The sequence below is a fragment of the Streptomyces sp. NPDC053560 genome, assembly GCF_044544605.1.
Taxonomy (GTDB): domain Bacteria; phylum Actinomycetota; class Actinomycetes; order Streptomycetales; family Streptomycetaceae; genus Streptomyces.
The window spans coordinates 771895-789446 of record NZ_JBITXI010000002.1 but is presented as its reverse complement, the minus strand read 5'-3'; the positions used below and the strand labels follow the sequence as shown (position 1 = coordinate 789446).

The window sequence follows — 17552 nt, the reverse complement described above, 5'->3', positions numbered from 1 at the left end:
GGTTGATAGGCCAGATATGGAAGCCCGGTAACGGGTGGAGTTGACTGGTACTAATAGGCCGAGGGCTTGTCCTCAGTTGCTCGCGTCCACTGTGTGGTTCCCGGGTTGCGAACAGTCGCAGCGTCGGTTGAACCAAGTTTCATGCTTCATTACTTAACTGAAGAGTGTGCTTGTTCGCTCGAACCCGATAGGGTTTCGGTGGTCATAGCGTTAGGGAAACGCCCGGTTACATTTCGAACCCGGAAGCTAAGCCTTTCAGCGCCGATGGTACTGCAGGGGGGACCCTGTGGGAGAGTAGGACGCCGCCGAACAATCTTTCAGGACCCCTGGTCCCAGCGACATGCTGGGACCAGGGGTCTTTTTGTTTTTTGCCGAAGCGCGCCGTACTGATCGGTGCGTGAGAATGATGAGCAGTACCGAAGACAGGAGTCACGTCGATGTCCACCAACTCTCCCGACGACCGATCGGAGCGCCGGCCGCGCTGGCGCGATGGTGGCGAGCGGCGCGACGGTGGCGGCTTCCGCCGCGATGACCGACGTGACGACCGTGGTGGGGACCGTCCGCGCGGCCCGCGTCGCGACGATCGTGGCGGTGAGCGCGGCGGCGACCGTGGCGGTTTCCGTCGCGATGACCGCGGCGGTGCGGGCGGCGGTTTCCGCCGTGACGACCGACCCCGTGGCCCGCGTCGAGATGACGACCGCGGCAATGACCGTGGCGGGTTCCGCCGCGATGACCGCGGCAGCGACCGCGGTGGCTTCCGCCGGGACGACCGGCGCGATGACCGCCGGGACGGCAACCGTGGCGGCTTCCGGCGTGATGACCGTGGTGGCGACCGGGGTGGCTTCCGCCGGGATGATCGCGGTGGCGACCGCGGTGGGTTCCGGCGCGACGACCGCCGTGACGGGGACCGTGGTGACTTCCGTCGCGATGACCGTCCTCGCGGTCCGCGTCGTGAGGACGACCGTGGCGGGTTCCGGCGTGACGACCGTCCCCGCGGCCCGCGTCGGGACGACGACCGTGGCAACGACCGCGGTGGCTTCCGCCGTGACGATCGCCGCGATGGTGACCGTGGTGACTTCCGCCGTGATGACCGTCCCCGCGGTCCCCGTCGGGATGACGACCGTGGCAACGACCGCGGCGGGTTCCGCCGTGATGACCGCGGCGGCTTCCGTCGCGATGACCGCGGCAGCGACCGCCGTGACGACCGCGGTGGCGAGCGTCGCGACTTCCGTCGTGACGACCGGGGCGACTTCCGTCGGGACGACCGCCCCCGCGGCCCCCGTCGCGACGACGACCGCGGCAACGACCGCGGCGGGTTCCGCCGTGATGACCGCGGCGGCGACCGCGGCGGCTTCCGTCGTGACGACCGGGGCGACTTCCGTCGGGACGACCGCCCCCGCGGCCCCCGTCGCGACGACGACCGCGGCAACGACCGCGGTGGCTTCCGCCGGGACGACCGCCGGGACGGCGACCGCGGTGGCTTCCGGCGCGATGACCGCGGTGGCGAGCGCCGTGACGACCGGGGTGGTCGTCGGCCGTACGGGCAGGGCGGCGGCCGGGGCCGGGACGACCGTGGCGGCTTCCGGCGTGATGACCGGGGCGGCGACCGTGGCGGCTTCCGGCGTGACGACCGTGGCGGCGACCGTCGGGACGACCGCCGGGACCGGGAGCCGATCAAGCGGCTGCCGATTCCGGACGACGTCACCGGTGACGAGATCGACAAGGACGTGCGGCAGGAGCTGCTGAGCCTGCCGAAGACCCTCGCCGAGGACGTCGCGCGGAACCTCGTGATGGTGGCGAAGCTGCTGGACGAGGACCCCGAGAAGGCGTACGGCTACTCGCGCGTGGCCCTGCGGCTCGCGTCCCGCGTCGCCGCCGTCCGTGAGGCCGCCGGCTTCGCCGCGTACGCCTTCGGCAAGTACAGCGAGGCGCTGGCGGAGTTCCGTGCCGCGCGTCGGATGACCGGCAGCGCCGAGCTGTGGCCGGTCATGGCCGACTGCGAGCGTGGCATCGGGCGTCCGGAGAAGGCCCTGGCCATGGCCGGCGAGCCCGAGGTGCAGCGGCTGGACAAGTCCGGGCAGGTCGAGATGCGGCTGGTCGCGGCGGGTGCCCGGCGCGACATGGGCCAGGCGGACGCCGCCGTCGTGACGCTGCAGAGCCCGGAGCTCGCGTCCCACGCGGTGCACCCGTGGACCGCGCGGCTGCGCTACGCGTACGCCGACGCGCTGCTGGCAGTCGGCCGCGAGGACGAGGCACGCGAGTGGTTCGCCAAGGCGCTGGAGGCCGACCAGGGTGGTACGACGGACGCCTCGGACCGGCTGGCCGAGCTGGACGGCGTCGAGTTCACGGACGCGCTGTCCGAGGACGACGAGGAGCAGGAGCAGGAGCAGGAGCAGGAGCAGGAGCAGGGCCGGGACGACGTCCAGGACCTGACCGAGGCCGAGGTCGAGGACAAGGTCGAGGACAAGGCGGGCGACCAGGTCGAGACCGAGGTCGAGACCGACGCCGATGCCGACGACCAGGTCAACGACCGGGACGCGGCCGAGGTCGGGACCGACGCCGACGAGGCCGAGACCGAGCCCGCCGCCCCCGTCGTGCCGACGTTCTCCGACGCGGGTGAGTCCGCGGGTGGGTCCGCCGGTGAGGCCGGCTCGCCGGAAGCCGGTAAGTAAGGGCTGTAGCAGGTAAAGGAAGAGGGCGGGAACCCATCGGGTTCCCGCCCTCTTCGTGTTCCGTGCCGCCCGCCCCGGACCGTCGGGGCGGGCGGCAGTTCGGCCGGACGCTGTCAGCAGGCGCCCGGCCGTACCGCGGTGTCACGCCACCGCGGTCGTCTCCACCGCGTCGCCCGGGACGGTGCCGGGGGCGAAGCGGGCGATCGGGTTCTTCAGGTTGCCGATGAGCTGGAGGGCGCCCGCCGGGTCCTGGAGGTTGACCATCTCCTTGTTGTTGCGCAGCTGGAGACGGTTCAGGCAGGAGAGCGCGAACTCCCCGGCGAACATGTCGTACTGGGCGAACTTGTCCGCGAGCTGGGGCGTCGCCTCCTGGTACTCGGTCACGCACTCGGCGACCGTGCGCCAGAAGGTCTCCTCGTCGAGGACGCCCTCGGTGACGAGGATGCCGTTGAGGAAGCGGAAGAAGCAGTCGAAGACATCGGTGAAGATCGACAGCAGCTTCTTGTCCTCGGGCACCTCGGCGCGGATGCGCTCGACGGCCGGCGGGAGGACCGCGTCCGGGTCCATCACCGCTATCTCCTCGGCGATGTCCTTGTAGATCGCGCGCTGCACGACGCCGTTCTCGATGACCAGGATGACGTTCTCGCCGTGCGGCATGAACACCAGGTCGTAGGCGTAGAAGCTGTGCAGGAGGGGTGTGAAGTACGCGTTGAGGTACTTGCGCAGCCACTCGACGGCGCTCAGGCCGGACTCGCGGATCAGCGCGCCCACGAAGGAGGCGCCGTCGCGGTCGGTGTGCAGCAGCGAGGCCATGGTGGCGAGGCGCTGGCCGGGGGCCAGGGACGGCACCGGGCTCTCGCGCCACAGCGCGGCGAGCATCTTGCGGTACGGGGAGCCCTTGGTGGTGGCCTCCTCGTACTGGCGGTGGTGGTAGCCGATGGCGGCGCGCTCGCGGATGATCGACAGGCCGGTGCCGCTGAGGACCGGGTCGCTCTCGATGAGGCCGGCCAGCCAGTCGTTGATGGCGGGCGTGGCCTCCATGTACGCGGCGGAGAGGCCGCGCATGAAGCCCATGTTGAGGACGGAGAGCGCCGTCTTGACGTAGTGCCGCTCGGGGTTGCTGTTGTTGAAGAAGGTCCGGATGGACTGCTGCGCGAGGTACTCGTCCTCGCCCTCGCCGAGGCACACCAGGCGCTGCTGGGCGACCTCGGCGGCGAAGGTGACGGCGAGCTTGTTCCACCACTGCCAGGGGTGGACGGGGAGCAGGTGGTAGTCGGCGAGGTCCAGGCCCTGGGCCGACATGGTCTCCGCGAAGCGGGCCAGCGTCTTCTCGCCCAGCTCGGCGCGCATGAGGGAGTCGTAGTCCAGGCCGGCGCCGGAGGTGAAGGTGGCGCGGTCGCGGCGGGCGGCGAGCCAGAGGAGCCGGACGGGGGCCGCGGTCTCCGGGGCGTACGCGCGGTACTCGTGGACGCCGAAGCCGAGGCGGCCGTTGTTGGCCACGAAGCAGGGGTGGCCCTCGGTCATGCCGGTCTCGATGTCCTGGAAGCCGGACTTGGCGAGCTCGTCGGCGGGGACATGCTCCTTGGTGAGCTTGTACGCGGTGCCGGCGAGGGTGGAGCTGATCTCCTCCAGGTAGACCGGGAGGATCTCGTCGCTCAGGCCGAGGGCGTCGCGCAGCTCGATGAAGAACTCGACGGCGTCGAGAGGCAGGTCGGTGTCCTCGCGGTGGCGGGTGATCGAGTCGGGGTCGATCTGCCAGTGGTCGAGGGAGAGGACCTGGGCGTCGAAGCGGTACTCCACGGTGCCGTCGTCGCTGCGGACGGAGTAGCGGCCGTCCAGCAGGGGGCGGGGGGCGAGCAGCCGTTCGTGGGTGAACTCCGCGAGGGCCTTGCGGACGAGGAGGCGGCCCGCCCGGTCCCACAGCTCGGGGGTGAGGTGGGAGACGGCGTCGCGGGGGTCGGTGGCGGCGTTCATCGGGTGGTCACTCCTATCGCCGCAAGGTACTGCTCGCGGGTGCAGGTGCTGAGGTAGGCGTCCTTCTCCGGCTTGGCGATCTTCCGGACGATCTCGAAGCCGACGGCTTCGTTGAGGGCGTGGACGGCCTTGTTGTGCACGTCGGGCTCGACGACGACGCGGGCGGTCGCCGGGTCGTCGAAGAGCATCGCCATGACGGTGGTGATGACGGCTCGGGTGAAGCCGTGGACGGGGGTGTCGCTCGGCGCGGTGAGGAAGTGCATGCCGACGTCGCCGGCCTGCGGCTCGTAGAGGCCGACCAGCTCGACGTGGGCGGGGTTGTAGCGCTCCATGAGGAAGGCGGGACGGCCGTTGTGCAGGCCGATGTACGCCTCGTGGTGCTCGTTCGCCGCGATGGACCTGTACTCCCGCTCCACGTCGGCGAGGGAGGCGTCCTGCATCATCCAGAAGGAGGCTTTGGGGTGGGTGACCCAGCCGTGCAGCAGCTCGATGTCCTGCGTGAGGTCGAGCGGGCGTACGGCGAAGTCGCCGAGCGCGGGGTCGGTACGGGTGAAGAGGGCGCCGGCGGTGGTGCCGGTGTTCGTGTTGCTCATCGGACGATGCCTTCCGGTGCTCCGAATTCCTGGAACGCGATGGTCTTCTCGACCGCGTAGGGCTGGCGGCCGAGCATCTCCGCAATGATGTACGCGTTGCGGTAGGGACCCATGCCCAGGTCGGGCGAGGTGATGCTGTGCGTGTGCACGCCGGCGTTCTGCAGGAAGACGCCCTGTCCGCCGTGGTCGATGCTGTAGTTGCGGGCGACGTCGAAGCGGCCCCGGCCGTCCAGGCGGATGCGGTCCTTGATCCCGGTGAGGAAGTCGGGGATGGCGTAGCGGTAGCCGGTGGCGAGGACCAGGCCCTGGGTCTCCAGGGAGAAGTCCTTCTCCTGCTCCTCGTGGCGCAGGCCGAGGGTGTAGGTGCCGGCGGCCTCGTCGTAGGAGGCGTCGTTCAGCGCGGTGTTGGTGAAGAGCCGGGTGGTGACCGGGCCCTTGAGGTTCTTCTGGTAGAGCAGGTCGAAGATCGCGTCGATCAGCTCCGAGTCGATGCCCTTGAAGAGGCCCTTCTGCTGCGACTCCAGGCGGTAGCGGGTGGCCTCGGGGAGCGAGTGGAAGTAGTCCACGTACTCGGGGGAGGTCATCTCCAGCGTGAGCTTGGTGTACTCCAGCGGGAAGAAGCGCGGGGAGCGGGTGACCCAGTTCAGCTTGTAGCCGTGGACGTCGATCTCGGAGAGCAGGTCGTAGTAGATCTCCGCGGCGCTCTGGCCGCTGCCGACCAGAGTGATGGAGTCCTTGGCCTGGAGCGCTTCCTTGTTCTGCAGGTAGCGCGAGTTGTGGGTGAGGTCGCCGCCGAGGTCCTGGCAGGACTCGGGGAGGTACGGCGGGGTGCCGGTGCCCAGCACGAGGCGGCGGGCGCGGTCGGTGCGCTGCTCGCCGGTGAGCACGTCGGCGCCGTGGACGAGGTAGACCTCGGCGTTCTCGTCGTACTCGACGGAGGTGACCGTGTAGCTGAAGCGGACACTGGTCAGCTTGGCGGCGGCCCAGCGGCAGTAGTCGTTGTACTCCTCGCGCAGCGGATAGAAGTTCTCGCGTATGTAGAAGGAGTACAGCCGGCCGGACTCCTTCAGGTAGTTCAGGAAGGAGAACTCGGAGGTCGGGTCGGCGAGGGTGACCAGGTCGGCCATGAACGGCGTCTGGAGGTGGGCGCCTTCGAGGAACATCCCCGAGTGCCACTCGAAGTCGGGCTTGGACTCCAGGAAGAGGCCGTTCAGTTCGGCGAGGGGCTCGGTCAGGCAGGCCAGACCGAGGTTGAAGGGCCCGAGGCCGATGGCGATGAAGTCGTGTTCGGTCGGGGCGTGCGGGGCGTTGGAAGGCACGGGGGTCTCCGGTGGGGACGGTCAGTGAGCGCTGGTGAGTTCCGGCGTGGCCTCGCGGGCGAGGCGGGAGCCGGCGTGCTCGGCGATCAGATCGAGGACCGTGGCGATGTCGCCGAGGGTCGTCTCGGGGTTGAGCAGGGTGAACTTCAGGTAGTGGCGGCCGTCCACGACGGTGGAGGCGATGACCGCCTCGCCGGAGGCGGCGAGGGCCTCGCGGGCGTAGAGGTTGACGCGGTCGGCGGTCTCGGGGTCGGTGGCGTCGCCCTCGGGGAGGTAGCGGAAGACCAGGGTGGACAGCTGCGGCCGGGTGACGACCTCGTAGCGGTCGTCGGTGTCGAGGAGCTTCCAGCCGTCGTCGGCGCGGTCGACGACGTCGTCGAAGAGCGCGCCGAGCTGGTCGGCGCCCATGATGCGGAGCGTCATCCAGAGCTTGAGCGCGTCGAAGCGGCGGGTGGTCTGGAGCGACTTGTCGACCTGGTTGGGGATGCGCTTCCGCGCCATCCGCTCCGGGTTGAGGTAGTCGGCGTGGTACGTGACGTGCCGCAGGGTGGCGCGGTCGCGGACGATGACGGCGCTGGAGCTGACCGGCTGGAAGAAGGACTTGTGGTAGTCCACGGTGACCGAGTCGGCGTTCTCGATGCCGTCGAGGTAGGAGCGGCGCCGGGATATCAGCAGTCCGCAGCCGTACGCGGCGTCGACGTGCATCCAGACGCCCTCGCGGGCGCAGAGCGCGGCGACCTCGGGGAGGGGGTCGATGGAGCCGAAGTCGGTGGTGCCGGCGGTGGCGACGACGGCCATCGGGATGAGGCCCTCCTCGGCGCAGCGCGTCAGCTCCTTCTCCAGGGCGTCGGTGCGCATCCGCTTGCCGGCGTCGACCGGGATCGCGATGACCGCCTCGGGGGTGAGGCCCAGGAGGGTGGCGGCCTTCTCGATGCTGAAGTGGCTGACCTCGGAGGTGAGGATGCGCAGCCGGGTGCGGATCCCGGTGTCGTCCAGGTGCGGGTGCTGCTCGCGGGCGATGAGGCGGGCCTCGTCCCGGGCGAGCAGCATGGCCTGCAGGTTGGACTGGGTGCCGCCGCTGGTGAAGACGCCGTCGGAGCTGTCGCCGAAGCCGATGCGGCCCGCGGTCCACTCGATGAGGCGCTGCTCGATGAGGGTGCCGCCGGCGCTCTGGTCCCAGGTGTCCAGGGAGGAGTTGACGGCGGAGAGCACGGCCTCGCCGACCACGGCGGGGATGACCACCGGGCAGTTGAGGTGGGCGAGGTAGCGCGGGTGGTGGAAGTAGACGGCGTCGCGGAGGTAGATGTCCTCCAGCTCGTCCAGGGCCGCCGTCGCGTCGCCGAGCGGGGTCTCCAGGTCGATCCCCCGTACGGAGGGGCCGAGCCGGTCCGCGGTCATGCCGGTGAAGGGACGGTCCGTGGCCGCGAGTTTGGCGGCCACGCGGTCGACTCCGTCCCGCACTGCGTCGCGGTAGTACTGAACCGTGGCGTCGTTTAGCAGGTGGTCCTTGGCCTCGGTGGGGACGGAGGCAAGGGCCTGCGACGGGTCCCCGGCGTGCTGCGCGAGGAAAGTCATGAACGTGTCCTCCCTGGTACGGGCGTGGCCCGCGCTGGACGGGTGGGGAAGACCCCCGTCCCGTCGACTTGGTGAGGTAAGCCTAACCTAACCAGAATGTGTCATGGTCAGGGGGTGCCCCAGGGAGGTGCGCGTGAGCTGTGGCGAGGTGGTCGGGAGGGGCGTCTCAGGCGTCGTCGTCGAGCATGCGCAGCACGAGCCCGGTTGCCGGCTTCGGGCCGAAGGAGGTCGACTTCCGCGGCATCGTCACGCCCTGCGCGGCCAGTTGACGGACCGTCTCCTCGTCCACGGCCCGCATCAGGACCGCCGTACCGCCGTGCTTGGCCGCCTGGCCGAGCGCCGCCTCGGTGTCGTGGATGTAGCGGATGCCCTCCGGGTGGTCCGGAATCCGCCACACCTCGTCCAGCAGAACGGAGTGCAGAACGGTGGCATCCAGCCGCCGCCACGCCTCCGGCCGGTCCTTGCGCACCGCCCGCTCCAGCAACTCCGGATCGGGCCGGTCCAGCAGCCGGAAGGCGTCCGGGCCGGAGGCGAGCAGGAACGCGCTGCCTTCCGCTTCCGCCAGCGCCTCCAGCGCCTCCGGAAGCGCCCCGGGCACCTCGCGCACGCGGAACGATCCGTTCAGCTCCGCGACCGCCCGCTCCAGGGGCAGGTGCGGCAGCACCCGGTGAATCGCCCGTACCCGCAAGGGATAGCGGGCGGTGTCGACCAGCAGCACCAGGCCGCTGGACCACGGCGAGCCGGGTACGCTGCCGTGCTCCTCGGCGAGTCGCTGGTAGGTGGCCCAGCGGTGATGCCCGTCGGCGATCAGCGCCTGCCGGGCCGACAGGTCCGTGTGCACCGCAGCCAGCTCGGCCGGGTCGGTCACCGCCCACAGCCGGTGCGCGAAGCCGTCCTCGGTCGTGGTGGCCAGCAGCGGCGGCCGCTGCGTGGCACGCTCGATCACCGCGGTGGCACCGCTCGCCGTGCCCTCGCCGCGGTACGACAGCAAAAGCGGCTCGAAGTTTGCGGCCGCCGCACGCATCAGCGCGGCCCGGTCCTCGACGACCTCGGGGATCACACCCTCGTGCGGCAGCACCGGGCCGTCCAGCGCCAGCGCCCCGATGATGCCCCGCTGGAGCACGTCCTCCTTGCGCTGCTCGTACACGTACAGCGCCGGCCGCGGGTCGGGCGTCAGGACCCCCTCCGCACGCCAGCGGGCGAGCGTGTCGGCGGCCTTGCGGTGCCGGGTCGCCGGGTCGATGGCGTGCGGCAGGATCAACCGGACGATGTTGTACGGATCGGCGGTCTCCAGATGCCGGACCCCGTCGGGCCGGACCACCACGTCGTACGGGGGCGAGGTGACCGCGGTGAGACTGCTCACCCGGTGGGGTGCGTAGCGCAGTCCGCGAAAGGTGTGCAGGCTCAGGCCGTCGGTGCTGGTCATTGCCAAATGCTATGCCGGTCGGGGCGGTGCGGGATGATCGGGGGAGAAGCGCAATGCGGCGGGAAAATGCCTTTTGCGCGCGGTATGGATCGTGAAGGAGCTGGACGGCATGGACGAGCGGGTTCGCACCCGGCCCGAGGGCAGCGCACAGGCGCTGAACGAGGCGTACGACACGGCGCTGCTGGACCTGGACGGCGTCGTGTACGCGGGCGGGTCGGCCATCCCGCACGCCGTGGAGTCGCTGACCACCGTGCGGGACGGCGGGATGCACCTGGCGTATGTGACCAACAACGCCGCGCGCACCCCCGACACGGTCGCGGCGCAGCTGTCCGGGTACGGCCTGCCGACGGATGCCGGCGATGTCGTCACCTCCGCGCAGGCGGTCGCCCGGCTGATCGCCGGACAGGTGCCGGCGGGCGCGAAGGTGCTGGCGATCGGCGGTGAGGGGCTGAAGGTCGCGCTGCGCGAACGGGGCCTGGAACCCGTGGAGTCGGCCGACGACGAGCCCGCCGCCGTGGTGCAGGGGTACGACCCGAAGCAGAACTGGGAGCAGCTGGCGGAGGCGGCGTACGCGGTCGGCCGCGGCGTGCCGTGGTTCGCGTCCAACACCGATCTGACGATCCCGAAGGAGCGCGGCATCGCCCCCGGCAACGGCGCGCTGGTGGAGGTCGTCCGGATCGCCACGGGCGGCACCCCGCAGGTCGCGGGCAAGCCGCAGCCCCCGATGCACCGCGAGACGGTGCTGCGCACGGGGGCGAAGCGGCCGCTGGTGGTCGGCGACCGGCTGGACACCGACATCGAGGGCGCGTTCAACGGCGAGGTGGACTCGCTGCTGGTGCTCACCGGCGTGACCACCGCCGCCGAGCTGCTCGCCGCGCCGCCGCAGCACCGTCCCACGTACGTGGACGCCGATCTGCGCGGCATCCTCGGTCCGCAGCCGGCGGTGACGCCGGCGGACGGCGGCTTCCGGTGCGGTGACTGGGTCGCCTCGGTGACCGAGGACGTTCTCGTACTCGATGGCGAAGGCTCCCCTCTGGACGGGCTGCGGGCGCTGTGCGCGGCCGCCTGGACGGCGGCCGGGGACGGCCGGTGCACCGCCGACGCCGGAAAGGCGCTGGCCCGCGCCGGCCTGTAGCGGACATGCGAAAAAGCCCGCCTGCCGGGAAGCAGGCGGGCTCTCGGCCGTCAGTCCTTCGCGGCGGCAGCGGCGGCGGCGTTGAACTCGGCGAGCAGCTGCTCCTCGCTGGCTCCGCGCCGCCAGTAACCGGTGAACTTCACGGCCCTGCGGTCAAAGCCGCGCTCCTTGACCAGGTGCCGGCGGAGCGCCTTGACCGTGCCGGACTCGCCCGCGATCCAGGCGTACGGCGTGCCCTCGGGCAGCTCGGCCTCGCGGATCGCGTCGACCAGGCGGTCCGTACGGTCGGTGGCGGAGTCCTCGCGCACCAGCCAGGTGATGTCGGCGTCGGCGAACGAGGGCAGCTCCTGGCGGTCCGCCGCGTGCGCCACCTCGATCCAGACCTTGGCCTTGGTGCCCGGCGTCAGCCAGTCCAGGATGTTCGCGATGGCGGGCAGCGCCGTCTCGTCGCCGCTGAGCAGGATCCAGTCGGTGCCCTGCGGCGGGCGGAAGTCGACGCCGCCGTTGTCCTCGACCACCGGGCCCAGGACGCTGACCCGGTCGCCGGGACGGGCCGCCGCTGCCCACCGGCCGGCCGGTCCTGAGGTGCCCTGCTCCGCGCCGTGCAGCGCGAAGTCGACGTCCAGCTCCGGGTCGGGCAGCCGGCGCTGCGCCCGGATCGTGTAGGTGCGCATGATGCTGCGCTCGGCCGGGTCCTGCACGCGCCAGGCGGCGTACCAGCCGTCGCCCTGGTCGTCGAAGACCGGGACGCTCTGGTGGGGCTGGGGGAAGAAGAGTTTCACCCGCTGGTCGCGGCCGCCGGTCAGCAGTTCCGTGAGGCGCGCGCCGCCGAAGGTGATCCGGACCATCGAGGGACCGAGCCGGCGGGTGCGCACGACAGTGAGGTCGAAGAAGCGGAACGGAGCGGTGGTGGGGGCTGCGGTCGTCGTCATGCGGGGGAAACCTCCTCTGAGTGGAGTTGCGCGGGCCCGGCGGAGCGGCGCCGGGCCCGGTGCGTCAGCTGACCTTCTTGGCGTCCTCGACGGCCTTGGCGAGGCTCTCGACGAGGGGGGCCGCGCCCGCGTACGAGAAGCGGGGCTCGCTGGACCAGGGGGTGATCTGGTCCGCCTTGACGGCCGGCAGCTTCGCCCAGGCCGGCTTGGCGGCCAGGTCCTTGGGCTGGAGGGTGGCGGTGCGGTTGTCCAGGAGGAGCACGTCCGCCTTGTACTTGTCGGCGTTCTCCCAGCTCAGCGACTCGAAGTAGCCGCCCTTGTCGAGCTTGTCGGGCACGATCAGGTCCACGCCGAGGGACTTGAAGTACATGAGGTCGGCGTTGATGCCCGGGTTGGACGCGTAGAAGAGGTCGGGGCTGCCGGAGCAGGCCAGCACCTTGACCGGCTTGGACTTGGCGGCGGCGCGCAGCCGTGCCGAGGCCTTCTCGAAGCGGGTCTTGGCGTCGGTGACCTTCTTGGCCTTCAGGTCGGCACCGAGGGACTCCGCCAGCTCGGCGTACCGCTCGATGATTTTGTCGAGCGGGGTGCGGGAGGCGGTGATCGCGACGCTCTTGGCGAGCTTGAGGACCTTGTCCTTGCTCTCCTCCGGCACGAACCACAGGGCGCCCGGCTCGTACATGTTCGTCACGAGCAGGTCCGGGCCGAGCCCGGCGTACTTCTCGACGTTGAACTGGCCGTAGGCGTTGCCGATGATGGTGACCTTGGAGATGTCCAGGTCGCCGGCCTGCGGGTCGGCCTTGCCGTTCTTCAGCTTGGTCGGGCCGAAGACGCCGACGATCTGGTCATCGATACCGAAATCGACCAGTGCCGCGGCGGTACCCGTGAAAGCGACGATGCGCTGTGGCACAGTCTTCAGCGAGACCTTCTTCTTCCGGTCGTCGGTGAAGCTCCAGGGCCCGCCCTCGCTTCCGCCACCGGCCGGTCCCGAGGCCTTCTCGTTGCCACACGCGGCGAGCAGCGCGCCGACGCCGACGGCCCCGCCGGCGGCCAGCAGGCCGCGTCGGGACAGGGAAGGTCTGGGGGTGATGCTCATAGGGACGCACTTCTCTCTGGGGACGCCTGATGAGGGGGCAGCGAGGTTAGGCTAACCTAAACCGCGTGTTGGTCGACAGCCCCCCTGAAGCAACCGCCGCCCCCGTGGTGCCCCGACGACGGCAGGCCACCCGCTCCGCGGGACTCCTCGTCGCGCTCTGCGTCCTCGGAGCCATCGCCGTCCTCGGCATCGCCGTGGGGTCCAAACAGATACCCCTGGCGGACGTCTGGCACGGCCTCACGCAGTATTCCGGCACCGACACCGACGTGATCATTCGCGACGTGCGGCTGCCGCGTACCGTGCTCGGGCTGCTCGCCGGCGCCGCGCTCGGCCTGGCCGGCGCGGTCATGCAGGCCCTCACCCGCAACCCGCTCGCCGACCCCGGCGTCCTCGGCATCAACGCCGGCGCCTCCGCCGCCGTCGTCTCCGGCATCACCTTCTTCGGCGTCACCTCCCTCACGGCCTATGTGTGGTTCGCCTTCGTGGGCGCCGCCGTCGTCTCCGCCGCGGTCTACATCCTCGGCGGCACCCGCAGCGCCACGCCCGTACGGCTCGCGCTCGCCGGTACCGCGCTCACCGCCGTCCTCACCGGCTACCTCAACGCGGTCAACCTCATGAACACCGCGTCGCTGGACAAGATGCGCTTCTGGACGGTCGGCTCGCTGGCCGCCGCCACCATGCCCACCGTCGAGAAGATCGCCCCCTTCATCGCGGCCGGCGTGGTGCTCGCCCTCCTCGTCGCCCGGCCGCTGAACGCCGTCGCGCTCGGCGACGACCAGGCCCGCGCCCTCGGTGCCAAGCTCACCCGCACCCGCGTCGCCGCCATGGCCGCCGTGACCCTGCTGTGCGGCGCGGCCACCGCGGCCTGCGGCCCGATCGTCTACGTCGGCCTGATGGTCCCGCACGCCGTACGCGCCATCACCGGCCCCGACATGCGCTGGATCCTGCCGTACTCCGCGGTCCTCTCGCCGGTGCTGCTGCTCGGCGCCGACATCCTCGGCCGGATCGCGGCCCGCCCCGGCGAGATCCAGGTCGGCATCGTCACGGCCGTCATCGGCGGCCCGGTCTTCATCCATCTCGTACGGCGACGGAAGATGGCACAGCTGTGAGCACTCCCACCACCAAGACCTCCGTGCGCCCGGCCGTGAAGGCGCTGCGCACCGCCGGCGGGCTGTCGGTGCGGCTGCACCTCAGGGCGGTACTCACCGGCGTGCTGCTGCTCGTCGTGGCGCTCGCCGCCGGCGTGCTCCTCATCGGCACCGGCGACTTCCCGATGTCCTTCGGCGACGTCCTCACCACCCTCGGGGGCGGCGGCAACCCGGGGCAGGAGCTGATCGTCAACGACCTGCGGCTGCCCAGGGTCCTGGTCGCGCTGCTGGTCGGCGCGAGCTTCGGACTCTCCGGCGCGGTCTTCCAGACCGTCACCCGCAACCCGCTCGGCAGCCCCGACGTGCTCGGCTTCGCGCAGGGCTCCTCCGTCGGCGCGCTGCTCGTCATCGTGTACATCCAGGGCTCCACCGTCGCCATCGCGATGGGCGCGGTGGCCGGCGGCGTCGTCACCGGCCTCGCGATCTTCCTGCTCGCCTGGAAGCGCGGCGTGCACGGCTACCGCTTCGTCCTCGTCGGCATCGGCGCCGCCGCCATGCTCTACGCCGTCGTCCTGTACCTGATGACCAAGGCGAACATCGTCGAGGCGACCCGCGCCACCACCTGGATGACCGGCTCCCTCAGCGGCCGCGACTGGGACCAGGTCTGGCCGCTGGCCGCGGTCTGCGTGATCCTGATCCCGGTGATCCTGCTCTGCGCCCGGCCGCTGGCCATGCTGGAGATGGGCGACGACTCGGCCGCCGCGCTCGGCGTCAGCACCGGCCGGGTCCGCATCCTCGCGCTGCTGGCCGCCGTCGTCCTGACCGCGTCCGCCACCGCCGCCGCCGGACCCATCGCCTTCGTCGCGCTCACCGCGCCCCAGCTCGCCCGCCGGCTCACCCGCACCACGGGGCCCAACCTGCTGCCCGCCGCGCTCATGGGCTCCCTGCTGCTGGTCCTCGCCGACCTGGCCTCGCAGCGGGTCTTCGGCGCCGACCAGGTCCCGGTCGGCGTCGTCACCGGCGTACTCGGCGGCGGCTACCTGCTGTGGCTGCTGGCCAACGAGCGCAAGGCGGGCCGCGTATGACCCGCCCGACCACCACCCCGCATCCGAACGGCCGTACCACCCCCAGGAGAGCCGAAGTGAGCCGTCTCGCGGCGCAGAACGTCACCCTCGCCTACGACCAGCGGGTCATCGCCGAGAACCTCTCGGTCGACATCCCGGACAATTCCTTCACGGTCATCGTCGGCCCCAACGCCTGCGGCAAGTCCACCCTGCTGCGCGCCCTCTCCCGGATGCTCAAGCCGCAGGCCGGATCGGTCCTGCTGGACGGCTCGGCGATCTCCTCGCAGCCCGCCAAGAAGGTCGCCCGCACCCTCGGCCTGCTGCCGCAGTCCTCGATGGCCCCCGACGGCATCACCGTCGCCGACCTGGTCTCCCGCGGCCGCTACCCGCACCAGGGACTGCTGCGCCAGTGGTCCGAGGAGGACGAGCGGATCGTCCAGGAGTCCATGGACGCCACCGGCGTCGGCGAGCTGGGGGAGCGGTACGTCGACGAGCTCTCCGGCGGCCAGCGCCAGCGCGTCTGGATCGCCATGGCACTCGCCCAGCAGACCCCGCTGCTGCTCCTGGACGAGCCCACCACCTACCTCGACATCCAGCACCAGATCGAGGTGCTGGACCTCTGCGCCCAGCTGCACGAGGAGCAGGGCCGTACGCTCGTCGCCGTCCTGCACGACCTCAACCACGCGGCGCGCTACGCCAGCCACATCATCGCCATGCGCGACGGCGAGGTGGTCGCGGAAGGTGCGCCGGCCGAGGTGGTCACCGCCGACCTGATCGAGCGGGTCTTCCGGCTCAAGTGCCAGATCATCGACGACCCGGAGACCGGCACCCCGCTGATCGTCCCGGCGGCGCGTACGCCCCGCAAGGCGGCCGTACGCTGAGGCTGCGGCGCGCCGGTGCGCGCCCGGACCGCTAGAGCAGCGTCCGGAGGCGCAGCAGGTCGCGGACGCCGGCCTCCAGCTTCACCCGGCCGCTGCCCCAGGCCCGCGCGAAGTGCAGCTCGCCGTCGACCAGGGCGACCAGGTCGTCGCCGGTCATGGTGAGTCTGATCTGCGCCTTCTCACGCGGCGGGCCCGGTACGGCGGTGACGTCCCGGAGTGTGCCGTCCGCGAGCCGGCCCACGAAGGTGACGTCGAGGTCGGTGATGCGGCAGCTCAGCGAGCGGTCCAGCGCGGCGGCATTGCGCACCGAGCCGTCCGCCGTCGTCGACATGTTGTGTGCCAGCCGGTCCAGGGCGGCGCGGCACTGTTCGAGGGAAGCCATCGACAGGGACGATACGCCGCTTCGGGCGGGCTCGTCCGCCGGTGGCCGGCCGGTTCGCGGTAGCGTCGGGGGCATGCACGAGCCGACTTCCGGCGCCGACCGGCCGGAACCGCACCCCGAAGCCGCGCCGGTTCCCGACGGGCCGGATCCTGACGAGCCGGCCGGCCCCGGCCTCTCCGCAGACCCGGATCTTTCCGCAGACCCGGACCTTTCCGCCGGGCCGGACCTCTCCGCCGGGCCGGATCCCTCCGGTGAGTCCGGTCACGCCGAGGAGCACGGCCACTCCGACGAGCCCGGCCACTCCGACGAGCCCGGCGCGGCCGATCCGCCGCCGGAGGAGGCCGCGGGGCCGCAGCCGCTGGGTGTACCGGTCACGCCGACCGGGCACGACGAGGTGGACGACCGGCTGACCCGGCTGGGAGACGTCGACCACCTCGCCGTCGGCGGCCACCTCCCGGTGTACGAGGATGTTCACCGGGGGCTCCGCGACACGCTGGCCTCCTTGGACCAGCAGCCGGGGCCCCGCCCCGCGGCACGGAACGACCTCAGGAGCTGAACCCCAGGTGGCAGGTGTGGCACGACGCCGACTCGACGCGGAGCTGGTGCGCCGCAAGATGGCCCGCTCCCGCGAGCACGCGAGCCAGCTGATCGCCGCGGGCCGGGTGACGGTCGGCGGGCAGCCGGCGAGCAAGGCCGCCACCCAGGTGGAGACCAGCGCCGCGCTGGTCGTCCGCGCGGACGAGAGCGACCCGGACTACGTCTCGCGCGGCGGCCACAAACTCGCCGGCGCGCTGGCCGCCTTCACGCCCCGAGGGCTGAAGGTCGAGGGCCGCCGGGCGCTGGACGCGGGCGCCTCCACCGGCGGCTTCACCGACGTCCTGCTGCGCGCGGGCGCGGGCCACGTCGTCGCCGTGGACGTCGGGTACGGGCAGCTCGCCTGGTCGCTGCAGAGCGACGAGCGGGTCACCGTCAAGGACCGCACCAATGTCCGTGAACTGACCCTGGAGCAGCTCGACGACGTCCCCGCCGACATCATCGTGGGCGACCTTTCCTTCATCCCGTTGGGCCTCGTCCTGCCGGCGCTCGTCCGCTGCGCGGCGCCGGACGCCGACCTCGTCCTGATGGTCAAGCCGCAGTTCGAGGTCGGCAAGGAGCGGCTGGGCAGCGGCGGCGTGGTGCGCAGCGCGGCGCTGCGGGCCGAGGCGGTACGCGCGGTGGGGGAGCGCGCGGCGGAGCTCGGACTCGGTGTGCTCGGCGTCACCGCGAGCCCCCTGCCTGGACCTTCCGGCAATGTCGAGTACTTTCTGTGGCTGCGCGCCGGTGCGCCTGCCCTGGACCCGGCGGATGTCGACCGTGCAGTGGCGGAGGGGCCGAGTTGACCACATCTGGAACATCCGAAGCACCGCAGGACCCGCGGA

The 17552-nt window shown here is 71.4% G+C and carries 16 protein-coding genes and 2 rRNA genes; 10 read left to right on the top strand and 8 right to left on the bottom strand.

Annotated elements, in window-relative coordinates:
- The 4 genes from ACIGQF_RS06780 to ACIGQF_RS06765 all read left to right on the top strand — a co-directional run.
- A 23S ribosomal RNA gene (locus ACIGQF_RS06780) occupies window positions 1-74 on the top strand; the annotation flags it as partial.
- Between the two features lie 120 nt (window positions 75-194).
- Window positions 195-311: ribosomal RNA gene (gene rrf / locus ACIGQF_RS06775) — 5S ribosomal RNA — on the top strand.
- Between the two features lie 178 nt (window positions 312-489).
- On the top strand, window positions 490-1746 hold the full coding sequence (locus ACIGQF_RS06770) for a hypothetical protein (protein WP_399706333.1): 1257 nt from the start codon (window positions 490-492) through the stop codon (window positions 1744-1746).
- Window positions 1728-2672, top strand: a complete 945-nt coding sequence (locus tag ACIGQF_RS06765) for a tetratricopeptide repeat protein (protein ID WP_399706331.1) — start codon at window positions 1728-1730, stop codon at window positions 2670-2672. The genes ACIGQF_RS06770 and ACIGQF_RS06765 overlap by 19 nt, the downstream gene beginning before the upstream one ends.
- A gap of 141 nt (window positions 2673-2813) precedes the next feature.
- Here the strand turns inward: ACIGQF_RS06765 and ACIGQF_RS06760 are convergent, their stop codons facing one another.
- The 5 genes from ACIGQF_RS06760 to ACIGQF_RS06740 all read right to left on the bottom strand — a co-directional run bounded on the left by ACIGQF_RS06760 (window position 2814) and on the right by ACIGQF_RS06740 (window position 9559).
- Entirely contained in the window at window positions 2814-4646 is a 1833-nt protein-coding gene (locus tag ACIGQF_RS06760; RefSeq protein WP_399706328.1) for an IucA/IucC family protein, read from the bottom strand.
- Window positions 4643-5239, bottom strand: a complete 597-nt coding sequence (locus ACIGQF_RS06755; protein WP_399706325.1) for a GNAT family N-acetyltransferase — start codon at window positions 5237-5239, stop codon at window positions 4643-4645. Before ACIGQF_RS06755 ends, ACIGQF_RS06760 begins: the two co-directional genes overlap by 4 nt.
- Window positions 5236-6558 carry a lysine N(6)-hydroxylase/L-ornithine N(5)-oxygenase family protein gene (locus ACIGQF_RS06750; RefSeq protein ID WP_399706323.1) on the bottom strand — a complete coding sequence of 441 codons (1323 nt, stop codon included), beginning with the start codon at window positions 6556-6558 and terminating at the stop codon, window positions 5236-5238. The genes ACIGQF_RS06755 and ACIGQF_RS06750 overlap by 4 nt, the downstream gene beginning before the upstream one ends.
- Window positions 6559-6579: 21 nt before the next feature.
- On the bottom strand, window positions 6580-8133 hold the full coding sequence (locus ACIGQF_RS06745; protein ID WP_399706321.1) for a pyridoxal phosphate-dependent decarboxylase family protein: 1554 nt from the start codon (window positions 8131-8133) through the stop codon (window positions 6580-6582).
- Between the two features lie 166 nt (window positions 8134-8299).
- Window positions 8300-9559 carry a DUF1015 family protein gene (locus ACIGQF_RS06740; protein ID WP_399706319.1) on the bottom strand — a complete coding sequence of 420 codons (1260 nt, stop codon included), beginning with the start codon at window positions 9557-9559 and terminating at the stop codon, window positions 8300-8302.
- Between the two features lie 109 nt (window positions 9560-9668).
- Here ACIGQF_RS06740 and ACIGQF_RS06735 point away from each other — a divergent pair, with 109 nt between their 5' ends.
- Window positions 9669-10694 (top strand): HAD-IIA family hydrolase, encoded by a 1026-nt coding sequence (locus tag ACIGQF_RS06735; RefSeq protein WP_399706318.1) that lies wholly within the window; start codon window positions 9669-9671, stop codon window positions 10692-10694.
- Window positions 10695-10744: 50 nt separating this feature from the next.
- Here the strand turns inward: ACIGQF_RS06735 and ACIGQF_RS06730 are convergent, their stop codons facing one another.
- Window positions 10745-11626 carry a siderophore-interacting protein gene (locus tag ACIGQF_RS06730; RefSeq protein ID WP_399706316.1) on the bottom strand — a complete coding sequence of 294 codons (882 nt, stop codon included), beginning with the start codon at window positions 11624-11626 and terminating at the stop codon, window positions 10745-10747.
- Window positions 11627-11690: 64 nt separating this feature from the next.
- Complete coding sequence (locus ACIGQF_RS06725) at window positions 11691-12719, bottom strand: ABC transporter substrate-binding protein (RefSeq protein WP_399706315.1); 1029 nt, start codon at window positions 12717-12719, stop codon at window positions 11691-11693.
- A 65-nt stretch (window positions 12720-12784) separates the two neighbouring features.
- Here ACIGQF_RS06725 and ACIGQF_RS06720 point away from each other — a divergent pair, with 65 nt between their 5' ends.
- From ACIGQF_RS06720 to ACIGQF_RS06710, 3 genes are read left to right on the top strand one after another with little or no spacing between them, the layout of a single operon-like run.
- On the top strand, window positions 12785-13828 hold the full coding sequence (locus ACIGQF_RS06720; protein WP_399706312.1) for a FecCD family ABC transporter permease: 1044 nt from the start codon (window positions 12785-12787) through the stop codon (window positions 13826-13828).
- On the top strand, window positions 13825-14892 hold the full coding sequence (locus ACIGQF_RS06715) for a FecCD family ABC transporter permease (RefSeq protein ID WP_399706309.1): 1068 nt from the start codon (window positions 13825-13827) through the stop codon (window positions 14890-14892). Before ACIGQF_RS06720 ends, ACIGQF_RS06715 begins: the two co-directional genes overlap by 4 nt.
- Window positions 14889-15752 (top strand): ABC transporter ATP-binding protein, encoded by an 864-nt coding sequence (locus ACIGQF_RS06710; RefSeq protein WP_399706306.1) that lies wholly within the window; start codon window positions 14889-14891, stop codon window positions 15750-15752. Before ACIGQF_RS06715 ends, ACIGQF_RS06710 begins: the two co-directional genes overlap by 4 nt.
- 31 nt (window positions 15753-15783) lie before the next feature.
- Here the strand turns inward: ACIGQF_RS06710 and ACIGQF_RS06705 are convergent, their stop codons facing one another.
- Window positions 15784-16134 (bottom strand): sterol-binding protein, encoded by a 351-nt coding sequence (locus tag ACIGQF_RS06705; RefSeq protein WP_361563183.1) that lies wholly within the window; start codon window positions 16132-16134, stop codon window positions 15784-15786.
- A gap of 73 nt (window positions 16135-16207) precedes the next feature.
- On the opposite strand from ACIGQF_RS06705, the gene ACIGQF_RS06700 reads away from it, so the two are divergent.
- Together ACIGQF_RS06700 and ACIGQF_RS06695 are read left to right on the top strand one after the other, a co-directional pair.
- A complete protein-coding gene (locus ACIGQF_RS06700; RefSeq protein WP_399706303.1) occupies window positions 16208-16690 on the top strand; it encodes a hypothetical protein in 483 nt (160 codons plus the stop codon).
- 7 nt (window positions 16691-16697) lie between these two features.
- Complete coding sequence (locus tag ACIGQF_RS06695; protein ID WP_399706301.1) at window positions 16698-17513, top strand: TlyA family RNA methyltransferase; 816 nt, start codon at window positions 16698-16700, stop codon at window positions 17511-17513.
- Window positions 17514-17552 lie beyond the last annotated feature (39 nt).

Excerpts from the sequence above, each read along its gene's own strand:
- ACIGQF_RS06745 (WP_399706321.1), bottom strand. The coding sequence starts at position 8,133 with ATGACTTTCCTCGCGCAGCACGCCGGGGACCCGTCGCAGGCCCTTGCC.
- ACIGQF_RS06735 (WP_399706318.1), top strand. The coding sequence starts at position 9,669 with ATGGACGAGCGGGTTCGCACCCGGCCCGAGGGCAGCGCACAGGCGCTG.
- ACIGQF_RS06700 (WP_399706303.1), top strand. The coding sequence starts at position 16,208 with ATGCACGAGCCGACTTCCGGCGCCGACCGGCCGGAACCGCACCCCGAA.
- ACIGQF_RS06740 (WP_399706319.1), bottom strand. The coding sequence starts at position 9,559 with ATGACCAGCACCGACGGCCTGAGCCTGCACACCTTTCGCGGACTGCGC.
- ACIGQF_RS06730 (WP_399706316.1), bottom strand. The coding sequence starts at position 11,626 with ATGACGACGACCGCAGCCCCCACCACCGCTCCGTTCCGCTTCTTCGAC.
- ACIGQF_RS06710 (WP_399706306.1), top strand. The coding sequence starts at position 14,889 with ATGACCCGCCCGACCACCACCCCGCATCCGAACGGCCGTACCACCCCC.
- ACIGQF_RS06705 (WP_361563183.1), bottom strand. The coding sequence starts at position 16,134 with ATGGCTTCCCTCGAACAGTGCCGCGCCGCCCTGGACCGGCTGGCACAC.
- ACIGQF_RS06760 (WP_399706328.1), bottom strand. The coding sequence starts at position 4,646 with ATGAACGCCGCCACCGACCCCCGCGACGCCGTCTCCCACCTCACCCCC.
- ACIGQF_RS06755 (WP_399706325.1), bottom strand. The coding sequence starts at position 5,239 with ATGAGCAACACGAACACCGGCACCACCGCCGGCGCCCTCTTCACCCGT.
- ACIGQF_RS06725 (WP_399706315.1), bottom strand. The coding sequence starts at position 12,719 with ATGAGCATCACCCCCAGACCTTCCCTGTCCCGACGCGGCCTGCTGGCC.
- ACIGQF_RS06770 (WP_399706333.1), top strand. The coding sequence starts at position 490 with ATGGTGGCGAGCGGCGCGACGGTGGCGGCTTCCGCCGCGATGACCGAC.